The organism is Methylobacterium sp. 190mf (assembly GCF_900107945.1).
In the GTDB taxonomy this organism is placed as follows: Bacteria; Pseudomonadota; Alphaproteobacteria; order Rhizobiales; family Beijerinckiaceae; genus Methylobacterium.
In genome coordinates this window covers 258906-274145 of record NZ_FNVI01000004.1, presented here as the reverse complement: position 1 = coordinate 274145, position 15240 = coordinate 258906, and the positions used below count along the sequence as shown (strand labels likewise).

Sequence of the window (15240 nt, the reverse complement as noted above, 5' to 3'; positions counted from 1 at the left end):
GCCGGAGCGACGGCGCCAATGACCGCGGAAGCCGACCCGTTGCAACCCCGGCGAACTACGTGCGCGGCGCGGCCGGGTCTCAGCCGCCGGTCATCGGCGGGAAGAAGGCGATCTCGCGGGCCCCCGCGATCGGCGCGTCCGGCTTGGCGTGGGCCCGGTCGATCGCGGCGCGGACGACGCCGGCATCCTCGAAGGCGTAGGCGTATTCCTCGCCCCGGCCCCGGAGCCAACCGACGAGATCGGCGACGGTGGCCACCTCCGGCGGCGGCACCAGCTCCTCCTCGGAGCGGCCGATCCGCTCGCGGACCCAGGCGAAATAGACGAGCTTCATCGCATCACCGTACCGGAGACAGGGCAGGGACCGCGCGTCCCGGAGACGGATCCCTCAGCGCGGATCGTCGATGACGTGCTTGATCCCGGCCCGCATGTAGTCCCACCCGGTCCAGAGCGTGAGCGCGGCGGCGAGCCACAGGAGCGTCAGGCCGATCGGCTCGGTTCCCGGGAGCACCGTCTCGCCCGCCGGACCGGCCACCAGGAAGCCGAGGGCCAGGAGCTGCACGGTGGTCTTCCACTTCGCGATCCGGCTGACCGGCACGCCGACCTTCAGCTCCGCCAGATACTCGCGCAGGCCGGAGACCAGCACCTCGCGGCACAGGATCACGATGGCCGCCCAGATATTCGAGCCGACGATGGTGTGGTCCGCCGCCAGCATCAGCAGGCACGCCGAGACCAGCAGCTTGTCGGCGATCGGATCGAGCATCCGGCCGAGCGCCGAACTCTGGTGGTAGGTGCGGGCGACGTACCCGTCGAGGTAGTCGGTGATCGCGGCCGCGACGAACACCCCCAGCGCCGTCCACCGCGCCGTGTGGGATTCGGGCCAGAACAGCAGCGCGACCATCACCGGCACGGCAACGAGGCGCCCGTAGGTCAGGCAATTCGCGAGCGTCCAGGCCGGCGACCGTCGTCGGGGAAGGACGGCGTTCATCGGAGGGGTGAAATCAGAGTGGGCCCCGGGCGTCAACGCCCCAGACTCCGCCTCGGCCATCGCGGCCGGGTTCTCAGGCGCCGGCATGAAAGAAGTCGTAGACCGCCCGCGCGGTGGCGGCGTTCACGCCCGGGGTCTTGGCCAGATCCTCGAAGGCGGCGCGCTCGATCGCCTTCACGGTCCCGAAGTGGTGCAGCAGCGCGCGCTTGCGGCTCGGACCGATGCCGGCGATCTCGTCCAACGGATTCTTCACCATCTCACGCTTCCGCTTGGCCCGATGGCTGCCGATGGCGAAGCGGTGCGCCTCGTCGCGGAGCCGCTGCACGAAGTAGAGCGTCGGGTCGCGCGGCGGAAGCTTGAAGGGTGGCCGCCCGGGCACGAAAAACGTCTCCCGGCCCGCATCCCGGTCGCGGCCCTTGGCGACGCCGACGAGCGGCACGCCCGCCACGCCGACCTCCTCCAGCGCCGCCCGCGCGGCGTCGAGCTGGCCCTTGCCGCCGTCGATCAGCACGAGGTCCGGCCAGGCCGGGAACGCCTCGCTCTCCTCCGCCGGGGCCGGCACCGGCTCCGGCACGCCGCCCTCGGCGGCGGCCACGGCCGCCTCGCGCTCCGTGCGCGGCGCCTCCTTCACGAGCCGCTTGAAGCGCCGCTGCAGCACCTCGCGCATCATGCCGTAATCGTCCCCGGGGGTCAGATCCTCGGACTTGATGTTGAACGTGCGGTAATGCGCCTTCATGAAGCCCGTCGGGCCGGCGACGATCATGCCGCCGACCGCGTTCGTGCCCATGATGTGCGAGTTGTCGTACACCTCGATCCGGCGGGGCGCCCCGTCGAGCCCGAAGGCCTGGCCGAGGGCGGCGAGGAGCTTGCCCTGCGAGGCCGTGTCGGCGAGGCGCCGCGCCAGCGCCTCCTTGGCGTTGCGCTGGGCGTAGTCGACGAGGTTCTTCCGCTCGCCGCGGCTCGGCCTGTGAATCTCGACGCGGTACTCCACCCGGCTCGACAGGGCCGCCGCGACCAGCTCCGCGTCCTCGATCGCGTGGCTCGTCAGCACGGTCCTGGGGGCGGGCTTGTCGTCGTAGAATTGGCCGATGAACGAGCCCAGCACCTCGTCGGGCGTCATCGTCCGGTCGGCCTTCGGGAAATAGGCGCGGTTGCCCCAGTTCTGGAAGTTCCGGAAGAAGAACACCTCGATGCAGAACTGGCCGGCCTGCTCGTCGAGGGCGAACACGTCCGCCTCCTCGACGCCCTGGGTGTTGACCCCCTGCACGCCCTGGATCGCCGACAGGGCGGCGATGCGGTCGCGGAACCGGGCGGCGCGCTCGAACTCCATCGCCTCGGACGCCTCCTGCATCTCGGCGCGCATCCGGTCCTTCACGGCGTTCGACTTGCCGGCGAGGAACGCCCGGGCGGAATCCGCCATGGCCGCGTAGTCGTCCGCGGCGATCTCACCGGTGCAGGGGCCGGAGCAGCGCTTGATCTGGTAGAGCAGGCAGGGCCGGGTGCGGTTCTCGTAGTAGCTGTCGGTGCAGGTGCGCAGCAGGAAGGCGCGCTGCAGGGCGTTCACCGTCCGGTTCACCGCCCACACGCTGGCGAACGGGCCGTAATAATTGCCCTTCCGGCGCCGGGCGCCCCGGTGCTTGACGATCTGCGGGGCGGGGCCGTCGTCGGTGACCAGGATGTAGGGGAACGACTTGTCGTCCCGCATCAGCACGTTGAAGCGCGGCTTCAGCTGCTTGATCAGGTTGGCTTCGAGGAGGAGCGCCTCGGTCTCGGTCGCCGTGGTGACGAACTCCATCGCCGCCGTCTGCGAGATCATCCGGGCGATGCGGTTCGAGTGCGCCTGGCCCCGCGCGTAGGAGCCGACCCGCGCCTTCAGGTTCTTGGCCTTGCCGACGTAGAGGACGTCGCCGCGATGGTCGAACATCCGGTAGACGCCGGGCGAGGACGGCAGGGTCGACCAGAATCGGCGGATCACCTCGGTTCCGGCCTGGACGGCGCCCGGCTCGAAGTCGAAATCGATCTCCGGCGCCTCCGTCTCGGGGAGGCCGGCTTCCGGCTCGTCGGCGGCCTCGTCCCGCTCGGCGTCGCGGCCGTCGTCGAAGGTGTCGGGGGGCAGGTCTGAGAGGGCTCTGCGGCTCATACCGCAGATCTAAGCGTTCCGGACCGCCAGGGGGACCGGGGCGGCGACAAAAATCGCGCGCCCGGTCGGCTCGATCAGTCGAACAGCGAGTCGATGTCGCTCTGGTCGACGTGGCCGATGTCGTGGTCGAGCTTGGGCCCGTTGAGCAGCGAGCTCTCGTCGTCCAGGGAGGTCGGCACCGGCATGACGGTGATGAGCTCCTTGAAGCTGTCGAGTTCCGACCACGTGGCGATGAGCCGGTCGAGATGCTCCTCGATGAACTTCATCACGCTGACGATCTTGGTGATCCGCTGGCCGGTCAGGTCCTGGAAGTTGCAGGCCTCGTAGGCGGTGATCACGCGCTCGAGGATCACGTCGACGTGCTGCTTCGTGCCGGGCGGCAGCGTCGCGGCGTTGAGCATGCCGGCGTGGCTCTCGATCTCCTCGATCGCGCCGAGGAGCTGCGTGGTGGCGCGCTCCGTCGAGTCGACCACCGCGTCGAGCTCGTCGGCCGCCCGGCGCATGCCCTTGCCGGTGTTCTCGGTCCGGTGCAGCGTCGCCAGCTCCGACTTGGTGCGGGTGATCGCCTCCTTCATCACGTCGAGCTCGGTGCGCATCGCCAGCGCCTCGTGCAGCTCGCGGCGGCACGACTCGATGGTCTCGCTCGCGCTCATCTGCGTGACGCGGCGCAAGTCCTGGATGGCGTTGAAGATCTCCTCCAGGCGCTCGCTCGAGGCGGACGCCCCGGGTCCGGGAGGGGGAGCCGCGGGAAGCCCGAGACTGTCTTCGATGCGATAGCGCTTCTGGGTCATCGTCCGGGCGTGAGCGTTCGGGTTCCGTCGCCGCGACTGTCTACCATAACGGTTAGCGGACTGTGACTGCCGAGCTTCTTACCGCCGGCCCCCTGCGCCTGGGGGCCCAGGGCCCCGTCGGGGCTTAACCGCCGATTCACGCTGGTCGCGACGGGCCGGGGACGGGCCGGGCCGCCCCGGCGATTCACCACGTTCGTTCACCGGATTCGGTAAAATTCGACGGGATCGTTCGCGGGCCGGGAGCACGGGCACCGGCTCGGGAGCATGCGACGATGCGGCGTTCAGTCCGTCTGGGAATGGGGGTGGCCGCGGCCGCGTTCGTGCTGTGCGGCCCCGCCCGGGCGCAGCAGGCGCGCTACGCCGAGGGCGGCTACGGCGGCGGCCTGATCGAGTATCTCGTCACCGGCAGCGCCGGCGGCGCGCCCGGGCGCGGCTGGCCGCAGCGCGCGGCGCCGCAGCAGCGCGTCGCGGCCTATTCCGGCGAGCTGGTGCCGGTCGAGCCGGAGCCGGCGCAAGGTTACGGGCAGGCGTACGGGCAGGCTTACGGCCAGCCCTATGGCCAGGCTTCCGGCGCCCCTCAGCCCTACGGTGCGCCCCAGGGAGATCCGGGCCGGATCGGCCGCGCGGTCTCGCCGGAGTACCAGCGCCAGGAAGTGGCCTTCACGGGGCGGCAGAAGCCCGGAACGATCGTGATCGACACCGCCGGAAAGCATCTCTACCTGGTGCAGGCCGGGCAGCGCGCCCTGCGCTACGGGATCGGCGTCGGCCGCCCCGGTTTCGCCTGGAGCGGGCTGAAGACGGTGAGCCGCAAGGCGGAGTGGCCGGACTGGACGCCGCCGGCCGAGATGCTGGCCCGCCGTCCCGACCTGCCGCGCCACATGGCCGGCGGCCCGGAGAACCCGCTGGGCGCCCGCGCCCTCTACCTGGGTTCGTCGCTCTACCGGATCCACGGGACGAACGAGCCCAACACGATCGGGCAGTCGGTCTCGTCGGGGTGCATCCGCATGATGAACGACGACGTCATCGATCTCTACGAGCGCGTGCCGGTGGGGACGCGGGTCGAGGTCCTCTGAGCGGCCGACGCGGCCCCGGTCGCGGATCGGACCTTCTGGATACGAGAAAGGCCCGGCCGCGCCTGACGCGACCGGGCCTTCCGCTGCCTATCCGGGACGATCAGGTCCAGTCGCTGTCGTCGCCGCCGCCGAGGTCGCCGCCGAAATCACCGCCCGGATCGCTGTAGCCGGCGTCCTGGAAGCTGCCCATGTCGCCGCCGCTGTTGTCGAGGGCCGAGCCGAGATCCTGGTTGCCGCCGTCGCCGTAGTAGTTGTTGACGACGGTCTCGCCCCCGCCGCCGAGACCGGCGGCCGCGGCGCTGCCGAGGCTCGAATGGCCGCCCGCGAAGGCGTTCGACAGGGCGCTGCCGAGGAGCATGCCGCCCGCCGCGCCGGCCGCCATGGGCAGGGCCGTCGCCATGAAGCCGCCGCCGCGCGCCGGCGCCTGGGGCTGGCCGCCCCACGGGCCACCCTGCTGCTGCGGGTAGCCGCCCTGCTGCGGGTAACCCTGCGGCGGGCCGCCCTGGTTGCCCCAGGGCTGGCCGCCCGGACGCGGCTGGCCGTAGCCCGGCTGGGGCTCCTGGCGCTGCTGGCTGCCGCCGCCGAAGATGCTCGACAGGAAGCCGCCACCCCCGGAGGACTGGGCCGGAGCCGCCTGGCTACGAGCTTGCTCCAGCTGCTGGTTGAGGCTCTTGATCGCCTCTTCCTGCACGTAGATCAGCTGCGCCATCGCGTAGGGCGCGTAGGGCTGCGCGCGGAGCTTGTCGGCGATGAAGCGCTCCGCCTCCGCGTCGCGGGGCTGGGTCTGCGCCTGCTCCAGCCGCTGGAAGATTCCCGAAATGACGTCGCGTTCTTCGCTGTTCATGGAGTCGTCCTCCTCGAATCTCACCCGCGGGCCCGAACGCGCCGCATGGCAGCTAGGACATGGGTGCGCGGCGACGCTTTGTCAGGGGGATTGCGAAAACTTCATCCGCCTATCCCGAAACGCGAGAAGCCCGACCTGCCGGCCGGGCTTCCTGCATGCCGAGTGTAAGGCGCGGCCGCGGCCGCGCCGACGCGATCCTAGAACGTGCCGAACTTGTAGTTCAGGCCGGCGCGGACGACGGCGAACTGGTCGTCGCGGCGGCCGACGCCGCTGTAGACGACCGGGAAGTTGTTGGCGGCGTTGATGACGAACGCGCCCTGGTTGCGGGTGCCGCGGTCGAGGTTGACGTACAGGCCTTCGACCTTGAGCGTCACGGCCGAGGAGCGGAAGAAGTTCAGGAACGAGTCGGTGGGCAGGGCGTACTCGATGCCGCCGCCGGCGGCCCAGCCGGTGCGGAAGCTGTCGTTGCCGGCGAAGCCACCGAAGGAGCGGTCGGCGCTGCCCGAGCCGTAGGCGAAGCCGCCGGTGCCGTACACGAGGGTGCGGTCGAAGGCGTAGCCGAGGCGACCGCGGACGGTGCCGAAGAAGTCGAGGCTGGAGAGGCCGCGCGGGTCGGTGACGTAGTAGCCGGGGGCCAGCGCGCCGGAGATGAAGGCGTTGTTCCGGCTGCGGCCGAAGTCGAGGTACTGCGCGTCGGCCTCGAAGCCGATCACGACACCGGAGCCCGGGGTAAACTGGTAGTTGTAGCCGATCTGACCACCGCCGGAGAAGCCGTCCTGGCTGCGGTTGCGGAAGGAGGCGACGGTGCCGGGGGCGGCGTAGGGGAAGGGGACGGCGAAGGTGTTGCCGGTGTTGCGGTCGCTGGCGTCGAAGGCGTAGCCGGCGTTGATACCGAAGTAGGCGCCGGTCCAGGTGAAGACCGGGACGGGGGTGAACACCGGCGGCGGGGCGGCGCGGCGCGGCAGGTCGGCGGCGAAGGCCGAACCCGCGAAGGCGACGCCCGCGAGGGCCGTGGTCACACGGAGCATGGATTTCATGATCTGGTCCTCACTGGTGGTCCGCGCCGTCCCACGGGCGGACGGTTGCGGAACCGGATCTGGCTGCGTTCCAGCGGTTCCAGGGTTGCTTTGCGCTCCGCGGTGTCGCCGACCGCTCTCGCGGCCCCTTGTGGCAACCCGCCGTTTTCCCCGGCACCTTGACCCCTAAACGCGGTCGAATGGCCAAGGTTCATTTACGGCTACGCTTTTTTTCGGGCCGGGAATCGACAAAGTGTCGCAGCCCCTGTCCGAGGCCGCACTGGCTCGTCAGGGCACCAGCGTGATCGCGGAGATCAGGCGGCCGTAATCCGCCTCGCCGCGATGCGTGGTCCGCCGGTAGCTGTAGAACCGCTCCGGATCGGCGTAGGTGCAGAGATTGAGTGCGGTGGCCTCGCCGATCTCGGCCTCGCCGAGCCGGGCCAGGATGAAGCCCGGAAGATCGAACTGGGCGTGCCCCGGCCGCGTGCCGGGGCCGAGGAAGCGCTCCATGCCGGGGGCATCGCTCCCGAAGCGCGCGACGAAGTCCGGACCGACCTCGTAGGAGGCCTGACCGATCGTCGGTCCCAGGACGGCGACGATGCGGCTGCGCCGCGCCCCGAGCGCCTCCATCGCCGACACGGTCGCGCCGATCACGCCGGTGAGCGCACCCTTCCAGCCGGCATGGGCGGCGCCGACGACGCCGTTCTCGGGATCCGCGAACAGGATCGGCCCGCAATCCGCGGTGGCGATGCCGAGCGCCAGGCCCGGAATCCGCGTCACCATGGCGTCAGCCTTCGGCCGCTCCGCCGCGAAGGGGGCCTCGACGGTGACCACATCGGCCGAGTGGACCTGATACAGGCTCACGAGCCGGTCCCGCGGCAGGCCGAACTGCGCGCACATCCGCGCCCGGTTCTCGGCGACGCGCTCCGGCGCGTCCTGGGAGCCGAGGCCGCCGTTGAGCGACGCGTACAGGCCCTCGGAGACCCCGCCGACGCGGGTGAAGAAGGCGTGGCGCACGCCCGCATGGGCGGAGAGTTCCGGCGCCTCGATGAACATGCCTGCGGTCACGGTCGGCCTCGCGCTTGCCCCTGTCGCGCCCCGATAGCGCAAGGGCGGACCCTTGACGATGTCGTTCAACCGTCAGATTCTTGCTGCATTGCAGTACGGAGCCGATCCGGCTCCGCCTTGAGAAGGATCGCGATGTCACGAGGGATCGAGACCGACGCCCTGCCAGAGACGCCCGAGGCCGAAGAGCCCCGGATTCCGAGCGCGCCTGCCCACCCCGTCACGGGAGAGCCCGCCGCCTTCGACCCGACCGACCTCAACCCGCCCGCGCCGCCGACTCCGCGGCCCGCCAGCCAGACCGATTCCGGCTTCGGCTCCTTCGGCTGAGAGTAGCCGGCCCGTACGGGGCCGCGCATCGTCCCGGCGGCTCAGAGCCCCGGAAATCCCGGGAGCGGCCCGACGGACGGGCCGCTCACCGCCAGCACCTTGAACAGGCTTCCCATCCCGCCCCGGGCCGGATCGGTCAGGCGCGCGGCCGCAGCGTCGATCGCGGCGGCCTGCGCGGGGCTCGCCCGTGCCTTCAGACGCTCGGCACGGGCCCCGAGTCCGAGGGCGGCCAGGAAGTCGCCCTGATCGACGGGGCCGTGGATCGCGGCGCCCTCGGCCCGCGCCGCCTGGGCGAGGGCGGCGAAATCGACGTGATGCGTCAGGTCCGCCTCGCCGGGCTCCGCCAGCGGGTCGGCGAAGCGATGTCCCGCCAGCGCCTGGAGGGTGTCGCCGAAGCCCGGACGCACATGGCCGTAATCGATGGCCAGCAGGGCGCCGCCTTCGGAACACAGCCGCTGCGCCAGCGCGCGGATCAGCGCGAGCCCGGCCGCCGGCACGCTCATCAGCGCGCCGTCCGGGCCGTCCGCCGCGAGGCCCGGGACCGGCTCCGGCGACAGGCCGAAAGCGAGGCCGCCCGCCGGATCGAGACCGATCTGCCGCTCGTGCCAGCCCGACGGCCGGCGCTCGAACTGTCGCACCGGCAGGCAGTCGAAGAACTCGTTGGCCAGGATGATCGCCGGCCCTTCGGGCAGCGTCTCGACGCTGTCGTGCCACGCGGCACCGGTCCCGGCGAGGGCGCGCGCCTGCGCGGCCCGCAGCACCGGGCTCGTCTCGACGAGGTGCGGTGCCACGCGCACCCCCGGGAGCGCTGCCCGCAGCGCGCGCAGCGCGTCCGCCATCAGCGTGCCGCGGCCGGGCCCCAGCTCCACCAGGAGGAGCGGATCCGGCGACCCGATCGGGCCGCGGACGTAGGCTGTCCAGGCACCGAGCAGCTCGCCGAACATCTGGCTGATCTCGGGCGCGGTGGTGAAGTCGCCCTGAGCGCCCAGGGGATCGCGGGTGCGGTAGTAGCCGTGGACCGGGTGGCCGAGGCAGAGGGCCATGTAGCGGTCGACGCCGATCGGCCCGTTCTGCCGGATCAGCGCCGCGATCTCGGTTCCGAGGGGGGTCACGCCTCGACGGCCGCCTTGCGGGCGGCCTCGGCGGCCGGCGCTTCCACCGGATGGCGGGGCCGTGTCCGGCCGGTCGCGGCCAGCACGATGTAGGTCAGGCCGACGATCATCATCGGCACGCACAGCAGCATGCCCATGGTCACGCCGCCGCCCATCGGACCGAGATGGTCGCCGAACAGGAAGCCGAGCTGGCGATCCGGCTCTCGGAAGAATTCGCAGAAGGTCCGGGCCAGCGCGTAGCCGAGGACGAAGATGCCGCCGAGGAGCCCGGGCTTGCGGAAGCCGAACCGGCGGACGCTGACCGCCATCACGATGAACAGCAGCAGGCCCTCGGTGGCGGCCTCGTAGAGCTGGCTCGGGTGGCGCGGCAGCGGGCCGCCGCTCGGGAACACGATCGCGTAGGGGAAGTCCGGCGCCACGCGGCCCCAGAGCTCGCCGTTCACGAAATTGGCGATCCGGCCGAAGAACAGGCCGATCGGCACCACCACGGCGCCGATATCGAGGAGCGTGTAGGCGTTGAGACCTTTCCCGCGGGCGAACAGCACGAAGGCCAGGATGGCCCCGATGAAGCCGCCGTGGAACGACATGCCGCCGTTGCGGATCGCCAGGATCTCCCACGGATCGGCGATGTACATCGGCAGATTGTAGAACAGCACGTAGCCGATCCGCCCGCCGAGCACGACGCCGAGCGCCACCCAGACGACGAGGTCGTCGATGTCGACGACCTGCGGGCGCTTCACCACGCCCCAGAGGCTGTCGGCCATGACGAGGCGGCGCGCGTAGTACCAGCCGCCGATCAGGCCGGCGATGTAGGCGAGCGCGTACCATTTGATCGTGATCGGCCCGATCGCGATCGCCACCGGATCGATGGCCGGAAAGGGCAGGGCGAGGAGCGGCATCTAACTCACCTCCGGGGCGGCCGGATTGGACGCCGGAGGGGCGACGCGTCAAGCCCGGGGCACGCTCCCGGAACGGAGGCCTCAGCCGCGCACGAACAAGAAGCCGTGTCCGTCCGGGCCGGCGCAGTAGGCTGCCGTGCCGTCGGCGGAGGTCCGCGGCGTTCGCCCGCTCTCGCGCAGGCGCCGCGACAGGGCCCGCGGATCCGCTGCGGTGAACAGGTAGCGGGTGGCGGCCCGGTCGGCGGGCTCGACGACGAGCCGCCGCTCGGTCACGGGCGTGCGGTAATGCAGGAGCTCCACGTGCGGCGCGGGGTCCGGCGGCGCCAGGGCGATCACGTCGACCTGCGGATCGTCGACTCCGTCGAGGCGCGCCTGCTCCGGCCCGCGGTTCAGGCCGCGCTCCGTCACCGCCAGCCCGAGGGGGCCGGTCAGGAAGGCCAGGGTGGCGTCGAGGTCGGTGACGGTGATCGCCGAGTGATCGATCCCCAGGAACAGGCCCGGCGGGTCGCGCCAGCGGGCGGCCGCGGGGCCGTCGGGGAAGAAGATCAGCTCCAGGGGATGCCCGTCGGGGTCGCGGAACTTGTAGGCGATCACGCCCCCCGTGGAGGCCGGCAGGCGCCGCGGCCCGCCGCGGCTGATCGGCGTCGGGGCGAGCCGTGCCAGTCGCGCGGCCGCGGCTTCCATGTCGCGGACCGGGATCGCGAGGTGCTGGAAGAACGGGTCGGTCGCCGCGGGATCGGCCGGGTAGGGCGCGCCGGGCGGATCGACCGCCAGGAAGGTCACGGTCTGCCCGCCGAGGCGCATGCGCAGCTGGGTGGTGCGCCGGTCCGCAAGCCCCATCGCCTCCGCCTGCGCGGCGGGAACCGGCTCCGGCGGGGCGGCCCGCGCGAAGCCGAGCCCGTCCCGGTAGAAGGCCTCCGTGACGGCGAGGTCCGCGACCGTGCGGCCGAACCCCGCGAGGGCCCGCACGCCGCCCTCGGGAGCGGTGCCGCTCACAGGAGCGGTGCTCCCCGCACGTTCACGTAGATCGCGTAGAGCGCTTGCGAGGCGCACAGGAACAGGCGGCTGTCGTTGCGTCCGCCGAAGGTGAGATTGGCGACCGTCGCGGGCACGAAAATCTTGCCGACCAGCTCGCCGCCGGGGTCGATGCAGTGGACCCCGTCGCCGGCGCTCGACCAGACATTGCCGTGCTCGTCGCACCGGATGCCGTCGGCGTTACCGGGCGCGATCCGGCAGAACACGTCGCCGCCCGACAGGCTGCCGTCCTCGGCCACGTCGAAGACGCGCACATGCTGGAGCGGATCGGTGTCGAACTGCAGCCCGGTCTCGACGATGTAGAGCCTGCGCTCGTCGGGCGAGAAGCAGAGCCCGTTCGGCCCCTGGAAGTCGTCGGCCACCACCCGCAGCGAGCCGTCGCGCGGATCGAAGCGGTAGACGGCGGCGGGCAGTTCGGATTCCTGCTTGCCGCCCTCGTAGTCGGTCTGGATGCCGTAGGGCGGGTCCGAGAACCAGATCGTCCCGTCCGACTTGCAGACGATGTCGTTGGGCGAGTTCAGGCGTCGCCCCCGGTAATGCTCGACCAGGCCCGTGACCCGCCCGTCGAGCTCGGTCCGATGGATGCGCCGGCCGCGGTGCGAGCAGGACAGCATCCGCCCCTGGCGGTCGCGGGCGTGGCCGTTCTCGAAATCGCTGGCCTCGCGGTAGACGCTCAGGCCGGCCGATTCCGACCAGCGCATCACCCGGTTGTTGGGGAGGTCCGAGAACAGGAGCTCGTCGCGGTCGCCGAACCAGACCGCGCCCTCGGTCCAGCGGAACCCGTCCGCGAGCTTCTGCAGCGGCGCGTTCGGCAGGATGTAGGCCTTGAAGCGCGGCTGCGTGAGTTCGAAGCCGTCCATGGAACCGCCCCTACTTGAAGCGGCCGGGCTGATTGACGGTCGGCTCGACCTGGAGCCCGGTCACGATCATCGTGCAGGGCTCGTCACCCACCGTCCCGGACAGGTGGCCCTTCCGGCCGTCGCGCGCCTTGGTGTTCTGGTCCTCGCCCATCATCAGCTCGCCCGGGCCCATCTCGACCCGGTGGCCGTCCATCGTCTCGACGAACCAGCGGCCCGACAGGACGGCGATCCATTGCGGCCGCGGATTCTCGTGCCACTCGCCGACCCAGCCGACCGGCAGAACCGTGAAGGTCACAACCGACGGCGCCGGGTCCATCTTGTCGTTCCACTGCGGCGCGGTCTCGGGGTTGATCCCCTCGAACTTGAACCGCTCGAGGTGGAACAGCTCCTGGCGGCTGACACCCTCCACATCGGTGTAGACGTGCCAGTACGGCATCTTCGGAGGGGTCGGCTCGCTCATCGTCGCTCCTGCCGCGGCGGGACACACCCTCCCACAACGGCCGGGCTTGGCGATGGTTCGCGGCTCCCGACGAAGGCCAGAACGACCGGGACATCGCTCCGAGTCCCGGTCAGCAAAGCTCCTCACCGTCCTTGCGAGCGGAGCGAAGCAACCCAGCCGGCGCCACACTCGGCGATCGCGCGCCGGCCCGGCTCGCCTCGCCGCGCTCGCGATGACGGCGCGACGCTCACATCTGCTCGGGGATCCGGTCCGTCTGCGCGAGGTTCGAGAACCGGGTGATGTTCGCGTCGAACTGCAGCTCCACGGTGCCGGTGGGGCCGTGACGCTGCTTGCCGAGGATCACCTCGGCCTTGCCGTGGACGCGCTGCATCTCGGCTTCCCAGGCGAAGAACTCCTCGGTCCCTTCGCGGGGCTTCTTGTTCCCGACGTAATACTCCTCGCGGAACACGAACATGACGACGTCGGCGTCCTGCTCGATCGAGCCCGACTCGCGCAGGTCGGCAAGCTGCGGACGCTTATCGTCGCGGTTCTCCACCTGACGGGAGAGCTGCGACAGGCCGATGATCGGAACCGCCAGCTCCTTGGCGAGCGCCTTCATGCCCGTCGTGATCTCGGTCATCTCCTGCACGCGGTTGTCGCTGCGCTTGCCCGAGCCCGAGAGGAGCTGGAGGTAGTCGACGATCAGCAGGTCGAGGCCCTTCTGGCGCTTCAGGCGCCGGGCCCGGGCGGCGAGCTGGGCGATCGAGATGCCGCCGCTCTGGTCGATGTAGAACGGGATCGTCTGCATGTCCCGGGCGGCGTCGGTGATCTTGTAGAAATCCTCGGGCCGGATGTCGCCGCGGCGGATCTTGTAGGAGGGCACGCCCGACTGCTCGGCGATGATGCGGGTCGCGAGCTGCTCGGCCGACATTTCCAGCGAGAAGAAGCCCACGATGCCGCCGTTCACGGTCCGGGTCGTGCCGTCCGGCTGCTTCTCGCCGCGGTAGGCCTTGGCGATGTTGAAGGCGATGTTGGTCACCAGCGAGGTCTTGCCCATAGCCGGGCGCCCCGCGAGGATGATCAGATCGGAGGGCTGCAGGCCGCCCATCTTGGCGTCGAGGTCGGACAGACCCGTGGCGATGCCCGAGAGCTTGCCGTCGCGCTGGTAGGCCTTGGCGGCCATGTCGACCGCGGCGGTCAGCGCGTCCGAGAATTTCTGGAAGCCGCCGTCGTAGCGTCCGGCCTCGGCCAGCTCGTAGAGCCGGCGCTCGGTCTCCTCGATCTGGTCCCTGGGCGCCTGCTCCACCGGCGCCTCGTAGGCGCCGTTCACCAGATCCTCGCCGATGGTGATCAGCCGGCGACGGATGGCGAGGTCGTAGATCGTGCGGCCGTACTCGCCGGCGTTGATCACCGTCGTCGCGTCGGCGGCGAGGCGCGCGAGGTACTGCATCACCGTCTGGCCGCCGAAATCGGCGTCGCCCAGATAGGTCTTCATGGTGATGGGCGTGGCGAGCTTGCCGGCCTTGATCAGGGAGGCCGCCACCGTGAAGATCTGCTGGTGGGCATCCTCCATGAAGTGCTCGGCCAGCAGGAAGTCCGAAACCCGGTAATAGGCGTCGTTGTTCACCAGGATCGCGCCCAGCAGCGCCTGCTCCGCGTCGATGTTGTGCGGGGCGACGCGGTACTCGGCCTGGACCGCTTCGAGCTTGGCCGTGAGCGCATTGGGCAAGGCCATCGGCGGACGACTCCGTATCAGGCGCCGCGGCGGGCGCGCCAGGATCACACCGCACGACCTTGGCGCCGGTATGGTTACCGAAGCCTAGCCGACGGCCGGTTCTCCCGGGCCGGGGCGCGGAAAAGCGGACGCCCGCCGACTCTCGCGAGGGGCGGGCGTCCATGCTGGAACAAAACTGGAACGTGTCAAGTCTCGGGGACCATCATCCCCAGTGTTCACCGGTATACACGGCGGGGTCGGCCTCGCTGCCCGGCCACGCCGCCGCAGGCCCGACCGGCCGGTTGGCCGGCCGGTCGGGCCTGCAAACGGGAATCAGCCGCGGTCGTCGGCGCCCTCGCCGGCATCGGCCAGCGCCTGACCGACCTCGAGGCCGAGGTCGTCGAGGTTGAACGCCTCGCGCTCGGTCACCGACTCGCCGCGGGCCTGACGCTCGGCCTCCTCGGGGCTGCGGGCGACGTTGACGGTGATCTCCACCTCGACCTCGGGGTGCAGCACCACCGGGACCGTGTGAAGGCCCAGCGTCTTGATCGGCTGGTTCAGGGTGAACTGACCGCGATCGACCGTGAAGCCCTCCTTCGCGACGACCTCGGCGAGGTCGCGGGTCGAGACCGAGCCGTAGAGAACGCCGGTCTCGCCGGACTGACGGATGAGGACGAAGCTCTGGCCGTTCAGCTTCTCGGCGACGACCTCGGCGTCCTTCTTGCGGTCGAGGTTGCGGGCCTCGAGCTGGGCGCGCTGGGCCTCGAAGTGCTTCTTGTTGGCTTCCGTCGCGCGCAGGGCCTTGCCGCGGGCGAGCAGGAAGTTGCGGGCGAAGCCCGGACGGACATTCACGGTCTCGCCCATCTGGCCAAGCTTGGCCACGCGCTCGAGCAGGATCACTTCCATGGTCTTTCTCCTTCAGGTGTTCGGCCACGCGGGC

The 15240-nt window shown here is 70.8% G+C and carries 16 protein-coding genes; 2 read left to right on the top strand and 14 right to left on the bottom strand.

Annotated features, from left to right (window positions below; translation table 11 throughout):
• Nucleotides 1-79: 79 nt before the first annotated feature.
• From moaD to C4T42_RS06895, 4 genes are all read right to left on the bottom strand, one after another.
• A complete protein-coding gene (gene moaD / locus C4T42_RS06910) occupies nucleotides 80-331 on the bottom strand; it encodes a molybdopterin converting factor subunit 1 (protein WP_103984929.1) in 252 nt (83 codons plus the stop codon).
• A gap of 54 nt (nucleotides 332-385) precedes the next feature.
• Nucleotides 386-985: a CDP-diacylglycerol--glycerol-3-phosphate 3-phosphatidyltransferase gene (gene pgsA / locus C4T42_RS06905; RefSeq protein ID WP_020090647.1), complete on the bottom strand. Its 600-nt coding sequence runs from the start codon at nucleotides 983-985 to the stop codon at nucleotides 386-388.
• 73 nt (nucleotides 986-1058) lie between these two features.
• On the bottom strand, nucleotides 1059-3125 hold the full coding sequence (gene uvrC / locus C4T42_RS06900; protein WP_103984928.1) for an excinuclease ABC subunit UvrC: 2067 nt from the start codon (nucleotides 3123-3125) through the stop codon (nucleotides 1059-1061).
• A gap of 74 nt (nucleotides 3126-3199) precedes the next feature.
• A complete protein-coding gene (locus tag C4T42_RS06895; RefSeq protein ID WP_020090645.1) occupies nucleotides 3200-3916 on the bottom strand; it encodes a protein phosphatase CheZ in 717 nt (238 codons plus the stop codon).
• 272 nt (nucleotides 3917-4188) lie between these two features.
• Here C4T42_RS06895 and C4T42_RS06890 point away from each other — a divergent pair, with 272 nt between their 5' ends.
• On the top strand, nucleotides 4189-4989 hold the full coding sequence (locus C4T42_RS06890) for a L,D-transpeptidase (RefSeq protein WP_026604541.1): 801 nt from the start codon (nucleotides 4189-4191) through the stop codon (nucleotides 4987-4989).
• A gap of 100 nt (nucleotides 4990-5089) precedes the next feature.
• On the opposite strand, the gene C4T42_RS06885 is transcribed toward C4T42_RS06890, so the two are convergent.
• From C4T42_RS06885 to pgeF, 3 genes are all read right to left on the bottom strand, one after another.
• Nucleotides 5090-5833 (bottom strand): DUF2076 domain-containing protein, encoded by a 744-nt coding sequence (locus C4T42_RS06885; protein ID WP_020090643.1) that lies wholly within the window; start codon nucleotides 5831-5833, stop codon nucleotides 5090-5092.
• 197 nt (nucleotides 5834-6030) lie between these two features.
• Nucleotides 6031-6870, bottom strand: coding sequence for a porin family protein (locus C4T42_RS06880; RefSeq protein ID WP_103984927.1), 840 nt, complete (start codon nucleotides 6868-6870; stop codon nucleotides 6031-6033).
• Nucleotides 6871-7137: 267 nt separating this feature from the next.
• Complete coding sequence (gene pgeF, locus C4T42_RS06875) at nucleotides 7138-7905, bottom strand: peptidoglycan editing factor PgeF (RefSeq protein WP_103984926.1); 768 nt, start codon at nucleotides 7903-7905, stop codon at nucleotides 7138-7140.
• Between the two features lie 144 nt (nucleotides 7906-8049).
• On the opposite strand from pgeF, the gene C4T42_RS06870 reads away from it, so the two are divergent.
• Nucleotides 8050-8241 (top strand): hypothetical protein, encoded by a 192-nt coding sequence (locus C4T42_RS06870; RefSeq protein WP_012322302.1) that lies wholly within the window; start codon nucleotides 8050-8052, stop codon nucleotides 8239-8241.
• 41 nt (nucleotides 8242-8282) lie between these two features.
• On the opposite strand, the gene C4T42_RS06865 is transcribed toward C4T42_RS06870, so the two are convergent.
• The 7 genes from C4T42_RS06865 to rplI form a co-directional block, all read right to left on the bottom strand.
• Nucleotides 8283-9353: an SAM-dependent methyltransferase gene (locus tag C4T42_RS06865; RefSeq protein ID WP_103984925.1), complete on the bottom strand. Its 1071-nt coding sequence runs from the start codon at nucleotides 9351-9353 to the stop codon at nucleotides 8283-8285.
• The gene (lgt, locus tag C4T42_RS06860; RefSeq protein WP_091977746.1) at nucleotides 9350-10252 is read right to left on the bottom strand and encodes a prolipoprotein diacylglyceryl transferase; all 903 of its coding nucleotides are present in this window, start codon (nucleotides 10250-10252) and stop codon (nucleotides 9350-9352) included. Before lgt ends, C4T42_RS06865 begins: the two co-directional genes overlap by 4 nt.
• Before the next feature lie 81 nt (nucleotides 10253-10333).
• Entirely contained in the window at nucleotides 10334-11248 is a 915-nt protein-coding gene (locus tag C4T42_RS06855; RefSeq protein ID WP_103984924.1) for a VOC family protein, read from the bottom strand.
• Complete coding sequence (locus tag C4T42_RS06850) at nucleotides 11245-12147, bottom strand: SMP-30/gluconolactonase/LRE family protein (protein ID WP_103984923.1); 903 nt, start codon at nucleotides 12145-12147, stop codon at nucleotides 11245-11247. The genes C4T42_RS06855 and C4T42_RS06850 overlap by 4 nt, the downstream gene beginning before the upstream one ends.
• Before the next feature lie 10 nt (nucleotides 12148-12157).
• Nucleotides 12158-12607, bottom strand: a complete 450-nt coding sequence (locus C4T42_RS06845) for a cupin domain-containing protein (RefSeq protein WP_091977743.1) — start codon at nucleotides 12605-12607, stop codon at nucleotides 12158-12160.
• 226 nt (nucleotides 12608-12833) lie between these two features.
• Nucleotides 12834-14321, bottom strand: a complete 1488-nt coding sequence (locus tag C4T42_RS06840; RefSeq protein ID WP_020090635.1) for a replicative DNA helicase — start codon at nucleotides 14319-14321, stop codon at nucleotides 12834-12836.
• Nucleotides 14322-14633: 312 nt separating this feature from the next.
• Nucleotides 14634-15206, bottom strand: a complete 573-nt coding sequence (gene rplI, locus C4T42_RS06835) for a 50S ribosomal protein L9 (RefSeq protein ID WP_020090634.1) — start codon at nucleotides 15204-15206, stop codon at nucleotides 14634-14636.
• Between the last annotated feature and the right edge of the window lie 34 nt (nucleotides 15207-15240).